Source organism: Desulfosarcina sp. (assembly GCF_033791525.1).
In the GTDB taxonomy this organism is placed as follows: domain Bacteria; phylum Desulfobacterota; class Desulfobacteria; order Desulfobacterales; family Desulfosarcinaceae; genus Desulfosarcina.
The window spans coordinates 1-9685 of sequence record NZ_JASJGN010000202.1; the positions used below are offsets into that span (position 1 = coordinate 1).

Annotated in this window: 7 protein-coding genes; 2 read left to right on the forward strand and 5 right to left on the reverse strand. The window is 54.7% G+C overall.

Annotation, left to right across the window (positions count from 1 at the left end; translation table 11 throughout):
* Positions 1-203 precede the first annotated feature (203 nt).
* Together QNK41_RS10000 and QNK41_RS10005 are read right to left on the reverse strand one after the other, a co-directional pair.
* Positions 204-1001: an aldo/keto reductase gene (locus QNK41_RS10000; protein WP_319256292.1), complete on the reverse strand. Its 798-nt coding sequence runs from the start codon at positions 999-1001 to the stop codon at positions 204-206.
* Positions 1002-1375: 374 nt separating this feature from the next.
* The gene (locus tag QNK41_RS10005; RefSeq protein WP_319256294.1) at positions 1376-1792 is read right to left on the reverse strand and encodes a GxxExxY protein; all 417 of its coding nucleotides are present in this window, start codon (positions 1790-1792) and stop codon (positions 1376-1378) included.
* A gap of 344 nt (positions 1793-2136) precedes the next feature.
* Between QNK41_RS10005 and QNK41_RS10010 the strand changes: the two genes are divergently transcribed.
* Complete coding sequence (locus QNK41_RS10010; protein ID WP_319256296.1) at positions 2137-2763, forward strand: hypothetical protein; 627 nt, start codon at positions 2137-2139, stop codon at positions 2761-2763.
* Between the two features lie 215 nt (positions 2764-2978).
* Positions 2979-3689, forward strand: coding sequence for a DUF4412 domain-containing protein (locus QNK41_RS10015; RefSeq protein WP_319256298.1), 711 nt, complete (start codon positions 2979-2981; stop codon positions 3687-3689).
* A 317-nt stretch (positions 3690-4006) separates the two neighbouring features.
* Here the strand turns inward: QNK41_RS10015 and QNK41_RS10020 are convergent, their stop codons facing one another.
* The 3 genes from QNK41_RS10020 to QNK41_RS10030 all read right to left on the reverse strand — a co-directional run.
* The gene (locus tag QNK41_RS10020; protein ID WP_319256300.1) at positions 4007-7531 is read right to left on the reverse strand and encodes an AAA family ATPase; all 3525 of its coding nucleotides are present in this window, start codon (positions 7529-7531) and stop codon (positions 4007-4009) included.
* Positions 7528-8784, reverse strand: coding sequence for a DNA repair exonuclease (locus QNK41_RS10025; protein WP_319256302.1), 1257 nt, complete (start codon positions 8782-8784; stop codon positions 7528-7530). The genes QNK41_RS10020 and QNK41_RS10025 overlap by 4 nt, the downstream gene beginning before the upstream one ends.
* A gap of 2 nt (positions 8785-8786) precedes the next feature.
* Positions 8787-9685, reverse strand: an 899-nt coding sequence (locus QNK41_RS10030; protein ID WP_319256303.1) for a transglycosylase SLT domain-containing protein, incomplete at its 5' end; no start/stop codon positions are given.

The following is a 9685-nucleotide window of genomic DNA, read 5'->3' on the forward strand; positions in this document are numbered from 1 at the left end:
TACCTTTTTATTGTATATAGATCCGAATTTATTCGGTACATTCAGTTTTTTCGGTGGTTTATAATCTTTTTGTACGGTCCGTTGAATTTCACTTCAAACGGCCAAAACAGCTCTGCAGACAACATCTCTTATTTCTCAAACAAACGCTCTTTCCGTGTATTCCGTGTGTTCCGTGGTTTCACGCCCTTGTCGGTCGGTGTTTATCATTTCCCATAAACACGCTTGCCGATAATTCGCACCCGTTCCATCTCTTCCGCCGTCAACCGCCCCTGCTCCAGTACCGCCAGGTTCTCCCGCATCTGGTCCATCGTTTTGGCCCCCATCATGCAAACATCCACATCCGGATGGGACAGCACGAAACGATAGCACTCGGCGGCGGTCAGCGGTCTTTCGCCGTGTGGCAGCTTTCTTTTTCCGAGAAGTTTGCGCCAGTCGGTGGCCGTGAAGCCCACCACTCCGGGACGGTTGTCGCCAATGAGATGGGGAAAGGTTTCAGTTTCCACACCGCGGTGGGCGGCGTTGTAACGGACATGAAATATATCGAAAAGACCTTCTTGGGCGAGTTCGGGAAACAGCTTGCGCTTGTGGCTGGTCAGGCCGATGAAGCGCACCAGGCCCTCTTGCTTGAGTTTAAGCGCTCCGTCGATGACCTTCTGCGGCGGCCGCTTGGGAAAATAGCCCAGCAAAAGTACATCGGCGTATTCCAGGCCGGCAGTCTTGAGACCCTTGACGAAAAAATGCTCGGTGAGCCAGGCGTGGTGGGCATACGTGAGCATGCCAACCACCAGCTCGTCACGCTTGCCGGCTGCTGTAATGTTGCGGATGGCCGAGCGCATCGGACCGGAGCGGCCCCTAATGAAGGTGCCCCAGGTGAAGTAGTTGCACCCCCGCTCGAAGGCCTCTTCGTATGCGGCGGCCGGAGCGCCAAAGCTCGATGAAATTCCCAGCCGACCAACCTTGAGGTTGGTGCGGCCGAGGGTGACTGGAGTGGAAAATGGCATCTGGATATCCTTTCCCCTTTTAGCCACAGAACACTCTGAAGACACGGAAAAAAGATCAAATAAAAATTCTGTGTATTCTGTGTGTTCCGTGGTTTGCAACGCTTATTGGTTTGGAATCACAGGTTATGTTTGCACTATTCAACCACGGAATACACAGAATACACGGAAAAAAAGGGTCATATTCAGTGTCGTACGCAATTTCTAATCTTCATTTTAAGCTCCGCCCGACTTCACAACACACTGCCAAAAATAACACCTATGAAACCATAGCTTCTTTCTCAAATAAGCAGTTATTCTGTGTATTCAGTGTATTCCGTGGTTTTGATTCTTTATTATTCAAACGCTCTTTTCGTGTGTTCCGTGTGTTCCGTGGTCTATTTAACAATCCGTTCGATTTCCACTTTCGGGTAATGTCCGAAGTTGACCAATAGGCCAAGCTTCATTCCTGTTGCCTTCAGGTAATTATGCAGCTGAGCACGGTGTTCATCACAAATTTCTCTAACTGCCTTGAGTTCCAGGATGATCGAATCATAGCAGATTAAATCCGGCTGGTATGTTCGCTCAAGAGGTTCGCCTTTGTAATTCAGTTCTAATTCCTGTTGGGCAATAAATGGAATACGCCTGAGTCGCAGTTCCTTTTCCATACACTCCTGATACACCGCTTCTAAAAACCCACACCCCATTTCACGATAAACTTCAAAAACCGCACCGCGGAGGGCATAACTTTCTTTCTGGAAAACGAGGTCTTTCTGTTTGTTCAGTGGTTTTATGCCATTTGGGTTTGTGGTCATTATTTCCTTTTCAATCACGGAACACACGAAAGAAACTGAAAAAAGATTAAATAAAACTTCTGTGTATTCTGTGTTTTCCGTGGTTCCAAGAGCAACTCTTCGCAAGTAGTTGGCGAGAGAAGAGAAATTTCCCTGTATGATTTCTATTGAAACACCAAAGAGATGTCAAATACTTGTATACAAAATGACTGCTTTGACGGCTTAATCACTGGCTTTCGTTCCCTGAGCGTCTGCGGTGAAAAACACGAAAGGATTCGACAACACCCCAAAAGTGTCCTAACTTTGAGCATCGAGATTAACCGGTTTTTGAAAACCACGACTAACCATTTAAAAAGAGGACCCAAATGAAAGTCAAATCGCGGCAAACCAGTATCTGGTGTCTGATCGGGGTTGCAGCTCTTTTCGCGGCCTGCACATCAGCCAAACCGATCGCCGAATGGCGGGACCAGGCGTATACCAGCGGTCCTTTCGACAACATTCTCATCGTCGGGATAGCAGATCAGGTGACCGCACGCCGCGCATTTGAAAATAACTTTGTCGACCGGCTTGCAGAGGATCAGATCAAGGCGACCGCGGCGTTTGCGGTTATGCCCGATAATGCCCGGCCAAGCGAAGAGAATATCAAAGCGGTAATCAAAGACATCCGCTTCGATGCAGTGTTGATTACCCACCTTGTCGGTGTAGACGAAAAAACAGTTTACCAGCCCGCCACCTACCGTCCGGCAACCTACCATAACAGCTTTTACGGTTACTATAACCACGTTGGGGGGTATGTTTACGAGCCGGGATATTACCGCCGTCATACCAATGTCAGACTGGAAACCAACCTTTATGACGCCCGTAGCGAATCACTGGTCTGGTCCATGCAATCAGAAACGATTGATCCGAGCAGCGTACAGAAACTGATCGATGCCAAAATAAGAATCGTGGTCAAGCGCCTCAAGGTACAGAGGCTGCTGCCGGCCGACTGAGCTACCGGACGGTATGAAGCGGGATCTGCGGGGATCTCCGGTCCCCGCCTGGTAGTTTCTGGTTCACCGATCGCCGAAAATCAACAACAATCAACAGTTCACGGATTTGCAGTTCCGTATCCCCGCAAGCTTAAAATTGATTTTGCCGGCTGAATGCCTATTTTTTGATTTGCGCATCGATAAACACGCATTCGTTTCAAAATGGAGGCCATCCGATGAACATAAAAAAACCGATCAGAGTAACTTTTTACGCAACCCTCATCCTGTGGCTGGCGGCATTTTCCGGAGCGGCGGACACATTCCCCTCTCCCAAGGTGGAGTTTTCGGCCGACATGACCATGACCATAAAACAGGCGGGCACGACCCAGCCCTATGTCATCCAGGGGAAGATCTATTCCATCAAGGGAAAAGAACGACGGGAAATCTCCAGTTTCGGGCGCCAGACGGCCATCATCAATGACCGGGAAAACGATCAGATGTGGACGCTCATGCCCGATCAGAAGATGGTCATGGCCAATGAGCATCCAGGGGCCCGAAAGGACCCGGCGAGCATGATCCGCGACGGGGAGCTCAAAATGACCAAAATGGGCACGGAGAAGGTCAGCGGCCAGAAGGCCACCAAGTATAAGATCGAGTCCACCAAGAAGGGTGAAGATGCTTTTTCAGGATTTGCCTGGCTGAACAAACAGAATATTCCCGTGCGTTTTGAAGGTACGGCCAGCGAGAAGGGCATTAGCCAGGATATCGAGATCGAATATTCCAATATTGTCGTCGACCGGCAGGATCCGCAATTATTCGTCGTGCCGTCTGACTATCGCCAGATGAACACCGATATGGGCGCCATGGGCACATCCGGTAAAACCTTGACGCCGGAACAGATGGAGCAGGTGATGAAGATGCTGAAACAGAAGCAGGGCACCAACTAGTGTACGTCCACAAATAGCATCTTTAGGCCCAAGCCTGTGTTCTCGTGATTTTGAAATCCTCGACGTAGCGCTGCTACGCCTGTGGTTTCAAAATCACTGCGGCCTTGGCCTGAACCAAAATCTACTATTTGTAAACGTACACCAAACTCATCGCACGCCGACCAAAAAATAGAAATCAATCCCATGAATATAATAGCTGGTGAGCTCATAGGCTGAAAGCGCAAAGCCAGTGCCAGGAACTCTGAACCCTGAACCTTAACCCTGGACCCTTAACCCTGAACCCAGAACCCTGAGCCTTAACCCAGAACCCGAAACCATTAACCTGAACCCAGCGTATGCTGCGCGATTGCCAAATCCGGTGACCGCGCCTCAACCAATTCCACCAGGTGGCGGTGATGCGTGAAAAAGATCACCTGCGTTTTTCGGGACAGTTCGCACAATACGCTTAACGTGGCCAGGGACCGCTCGTCATCGAATCGCAGGAGGATGTCGTCCACCACGAAGGGTAGCGGTTCGTTGTGTTCCAGGTACTGCTCCAGGCTGGCCAGACGCAGGGACAGGTAAAGCTGGTCGGCGGTGCCGTCGCTCATGCCGTCGACGGTGACCTGGGCGTCGCTTTGTGGCCGGATGCCGACCAGGACCGGGTTGCCCCGCTCATCGTATTCCGCCCGCAGCCGGCTGAAGGCACCGCCGGTCATCTGGGAGAAAAGTTCGCTGGCCCGTCGGATCAGCGGTCCCTGGTGTTTTTCTCGGTATTGTTCGACGGTTCGGGAAAGAATGATCGATGCAATTTTAAAGCGGGCATATTTCTCGACGTCTGACTCGAGGTCGGCCAGCAGGCGCTCGGCATTCTCGGCGTGCATGGCGGCCGCGGATCTGCCGTCCATCTGTTCGAGCCTGGCATTCAGGGCACCGATTTGCTGGTCGAGCGCCGAACGCTCCTTTTCCAGGGCTTGCGCTGCCTCATCCAGTTCCTGAAGTTCAGGAGCGATGCTGTCGGCATCCATTGACGAAGCCTCATCAATAAAGGCGTCCACCGTTGCCCCGGCACTCAACCTGCGCAGCTGCTGCTCGATGCCCCTTAGATCTGTGACCAAGGCCTTGCGTTCCCGGGCCCGTTTTTCCGTTTCGGCCAGCAGTTCGGCATTGGCGCAATGGGCCGCTTTGCACAGGGATTCGATCAGCGCCTGGCATTCAAAAAGCCGCCGCTGCGCATCTTCCAGCTCTTTTTTTGACGATTCCAGCCGTTCGACGAGGCCTGCGTGCCGGGACTCATCTTTGCGGGCATGGGTCAACCGGCCATTTAGCAGTTCGGCGGCCCGGTCCCGGGATTCGGCTTTGAGATCCGGTGCGAGGGCCTCGACCAGTTCATCCACCCGGGACGTGAATACTGCCGAATCCCGGTCTATACCATCGATGCGTTTGCGCAACACGTCGGCTTCACTAATTTTGTTCCTGAATTCACGGATGCTCTCAATGACGGCCAGTGCCGCTGTTGGATTGGCTTCGGCTCGGATGCCAATTTTTTTAACACTATTTTCCCAGCTGGTTTTCCACCGGGAAAGGGTATCCGCAAGCTCCGAGAAAGCTGACGCCCCCTCCTCCATCTCCGCCTCGAGGCGGATCAATTCTTTGTCCGCAGTGGCGATCCCGGATTCGAGGTCCCTTTGGGCCTTAATGTACGCCTGGGCCGTCCGTATCAGCCCGGACAGCGGATGCTTTGGGCGCCGGGGAATCCCGGCGGCCTCGAGCGCCGTCATCAAATCCGATTTGAGGGCCGCCAATCTGGCAGCAAGCGTTTCCGACTGGCGCTTTCTGGATCGCCAATCGGCCAATTTGTCCCGCAGTGATTCGATCTCGGCCAGCCAGCCCCGCATCTCCCCCGGTGTTTGCGGGGTTATGCCCGCCGGTTCCCACACCTGCTGCCACCCGGTTTCCAGTTCACGGTGTTGCGATAGAGACGTTTCAAGCGCCGCGGATACATCGCTAAGCGCTTTTTCCAACTTCTCTTTCTGGGCTTCGAGCAACCCTTTCTTGCTGACCTGGTCGGCTTCGCGCCGGAGACGATCCGAGACGTGATCCGCCCGAACCATGCTCTTTTCGAATGCACCCGGCAGATCCGAGGCATCCTCAAAATGGCTTAAATAGTCCCGGGATATTTCCGGCGGGGGCACCTGGCCATCCAGCGTCTGCCGAATCACCCCCCACCCTCTGTCCCGCAGGGCCCTGATGGTTTTCAGATCCGTTTCGGTGGGCACTTCCCGGGCCCAATCGATGGCCTGAATATCGGCCTGGGTCTGAGCGATCTCGCCCTCCGTCGAGGCCTTTGCCTCGCGCTGTTTTTCAAGTGCGCGCTGTAACGCGTCAAAGCCGGCGTTGAACCGATCGATGGTCGCTTTGGATGGCAGCGGCAGTTCGTCGATGTCCGCCAACGAACCATGCCAGAGCGCCTGCCGCTTCAGGGTGCGGTTCAGTTCTCCCTCGAGCGCATCGCTGATAGTGCGCATCTCTTCCATCTGTGTTTCGATGGGGCCAGCCGCCATTGCTGCCTGCAGGGCATGTTCGAGATGGGACACATCCACGGGCGTCAACATCGCGCGGCGTTGATCGGTCAGCTGGCTGAACCAGATTTTGCGTTTGCGCTGCTGCTCGGCGGCCGATTCCTGCCTGACGCTCAACCGTTCGTATGCCTTTCCAAGTTCCTGGATCTCACCCACGGTCGATGGAGGTAGCTTGAAATCCCCGGACGCCTCACCAGAGATGTCCGCGCTGATCTCCTCAAGCGTGTCGGAGGCCTGTTTCTGCAACGTGCGCATGCGGCCGTGGAGTCCGGGCCGGTCTTTCTGGGCTTTGCGAAAGCCGCCCAGCTCCTGCTGGAGCGATTCGATGGCGGCGGCATTTTCAAGCAGGGCCTGATGAACCGGCAGGGCATCTATCTCCCGACTGATTTTCTCGATGGCGTCCCTGGAACGCGCCACATCCCGGGTCGCCATTTTCAGATCTTTTTCCGCGTCACGTCGCTTGTCTCCGAAATCATCCGCAAGATCCGGCACCCCCCGATAAGCCACAAGGGCGTTGTCGATCTCTTTTTTGCGGGCGATCGACGGCAGCGCTTCTTGCGTACGCTCGAGCCTGGCCTGTCCTTGTTTGTGGGCCCCGAGTGTTGCTTTTACTTCATCCATCCGATTTTGGGCATCGCTCAGCTCGAGATTGTGCGCCTTCCATGTCTTTGGCAGCAAAAGGGCATCCTTTTGCTCCTGGCGTGCGGTCTTGATCGCCTTGATCGCCTGGTTGATCGATGGCGTCGACCCGCTGGGCTTGAAGAGCGCGCCGCATGCACTTTCAAGATCCTGTTGAACGTTCTGAAGCCGGATCAGGCCTGCACCGGCAGCGAAGAGGGCCTCCCCGATGTTGCCTTTGCCGGATATGATCTCCTCACCGCCCTGGATCAGGTCGTCATGGCCGATGGCAAACATCTGCTCGAACACGCTAGGGCTGACACCGCCCAGAAAATGAGCCAATGCGTCATCGTCCAGCACGGTTTCGTCGTCCTTACCGCGCAATGTTTTGGCGCGCCCCTTGCGGCGAAGAAACTCGATTTCGTCTCCGTTGCCGTTAACCAGCCTGGCCCCGACGCGAAGCTTGGGGTAGCCGTGAAGAAAATTAACCGGTTCCCTTGCCGGTATGCCGAAAAGCATGTGCCGGATAGCTTTCAAGGCCGAGCTTTTACCCGCTTCGTTGGGTCCGAACAGCATGTGAAAATCCGGTCCACTGTTGGGCAGATCAATGGTCACGTCGGTAAAAGGGCCATAGGCGGTTAGCCGGATGCTCCTGATTTTCATGACGCAGCGGCCTCCTTTTTCATGCGGTTCACCAACAGCGCATGGGCCTGCACCACCAGTTCGCGCAGCTGCTCCGGAGCATCCGGCTGGAGCCTTGCGTCCCCCTGGCGGTAATCCGGCGGCAGTTTTTGAAAAAGGTTCGACAACGCCTTGCCCAGGTCCAGCAATTCCGGGTCATTGGACATCAGTTCGTCCACCAGCGCGCTCAACTCGCGCAATGGCCCCGGGTCGGCAACCGACCTGATCTTGGGTCGGGTTCTGACTTTTACTTTTTCGATCCAGGCCCGGTCGCCAAAATGGGCGATCGCCATTGACCGGACCGCGTGCTTGAGGTGTTCGGGGTCGGCTGCGATCTGGTCGTGAAAGTCTGTTTCACCGCCAAATTCCACCCGGGCAATAACCGGTTTGGGGTCATGCCGATCGATGACGTCTTCGAAGATCGTCAGAAACCGTTCAAGGATCTCATCGACACGGGTCATGCCCTCCAGATCGACATGCACCCGTTCCCACCGGATCACATCGATGTCGTGACGAGTTATCTCAGGGGACGTCCCCTCTTCCGCGGTCACCAGCACACACCCCTTGACGCCGGACTCCCGAATGTGGCGTCCCTGGACACACCCGGGAAACACGACCGGCGGATTATCGGCAACCCGCTCAAACTGGTGTACGTGCCCCAGGGCCCAGTAGTCGTAGCCTTTGTTGATTAGGTCATCGAGCGAACACGGGGCGTAGTTTTCGTGCCCTTCCCTGCCGGTGAGGCTGGTGTGCAACATGCCGATGTTGAAATGCCCGGGAACCGGGTCCGGATAGTCGAGGGCGAGGTTGTCCGTAATGGCAACCTTTGAAAAGCTTTGCCCGTGAACCGCCACGTTCAGGTCTTCGATGATTTGGGTTTCGGGTTTTCTGGATGATAACACGTGGACGCTGTCAGGGTACGGCAGGGTTCGCGTCATCTTGCCGGCCGCGTCGTGGTTGCCCGAAATAATGAACACCTGAATCCGGGTCTCGCTGAGCCGCCTGACCTGCTTGATGAAATAAAGGCCGGTGTTGTAATCTTTCCAATCGCCATCGAACAGGTCGCCGACAATCAGCACGAAATCCACGGCTTCATCGATGGCCAGGTCAACCAGGTTCTCAAACGCCCGTCTCGACGCCTGGCGTATTTCCTCGACGGGTGCCCCTTCGTAAGCTTCGAGGCGCTGCAGCGGGCTGTCCAGGTGGATGTCCGCGCTGTGGATGAATTTGATCATGACTATTTTTTTATCCGCTGGATGGCCGCTTCACGCTTCTCGACCTGCTGGTAAGCATTGCTGTAGATGACGTAGTATTTATTGATGTTGCTGACATAGCGCACGGTCTCCTGACCGACGATTTTCAGCATCGCGATTTCCACATTGCGAAACCACCGGTTGGGGTCCAGATGCATTTTCATGGCTTTTTTTCTGGCCCGGCGCATCCTGACCGGACCGGCGTTGTAGGCGGCCAGGCTGAAGCGCACTTGATCCCGGGGACGAATGGCCGCATCGTCAAAATATTGGTCTTGCAGAAACTTCAAATACTTGACCCCCGCCTGGATGTTGTTTTCCACGCTGCTGATGTCGGGAATCCCAACCTTCGGATCAGCTGCAGTTTGGGGCCGGACCTGCATGATGCCGACTGCTCCCTCCGGGCTTACCTTGCTATGGTCAAAGCCCGATTCCTGGTAGGCTATGGCGCTGATCAACCGCCAGTCGAATCCGTATCGGGTCGCATATTTTTTGAATAGCGGGGCATAGGCCGCCAGCTTCTTTTCCGAACCACCGGCCAGCGGGTTTTTAATCCAGGTCGTATTTTCGTAGTAACGCTTAAAAAAGATGTTGCCCAGACGGGTCCCTTTCTGATGGGTCCTGGCGAAATCATCCAGGCTGGCCTTGAGCGCCGGGCTGGTTTTACGCACTGCCCAGGCAATATCTCCGCCCTTTCGAAAGGTTACATCGCCGGATACGCGGATGTCGGTGAGAATGTCCGCCCAGGCATTGGCAATGTGGCTATCACAGACCGTACGCGCGATCGCTCCGGAATTGACCAGTTCCAGGATGTCTTCGGTTTCCAGGTTTTCATCTGCCGGAACGATCTTGACCGGCCACAGACCCTGCGCACTCAAACGGCGGT

Bases quoted from the DNA above. Each gene is read 5' to 3' on its own strand.
- QNK41_RS10000 (WP_319256292.1), bottom strand. From the start codon at position 1,001: ATGCCATTTTCCACTCCAGTCACCCTCGGCCGCACCAACCTCAAGGTT.
- QNK41_RS10005 (WP_319256294.1), bottom strand. From the start codon at position 1,792: ATGACCACAAACCCAAATGGCATAAAACCACTGAACAAACAGAAAGAC.
- QNK41_RS10020 (WP_319256300.1), bottom strand. From the start codon at position 7,531: ATGAAAATCAGGAGCATCCGGCTAACCGCCTATGGCCCTTTTACCGAC.
- QNK41_RS10010 (WP_319256296.1), top strand. From the start codon at position 2,137: ATGAAAGTCAAATCGCGGCAAACCAGTATCTGGTGTCTGATCGGGGTT.
- QNK41_RS10025 (WP_319256302.1), bottom strand. From the start codon at position 8,784: ATGATCAAATTCATCCACAGCGCGGACATCCACCTGGACAGCCCGCTG.
- QNK41_RS10015 (WP_319256298.1), top strand. From the start codon at position 2,979: ATGAACATAAAAAAACCGATCAGAGTAACTTTTTACGCAACCCTCATC.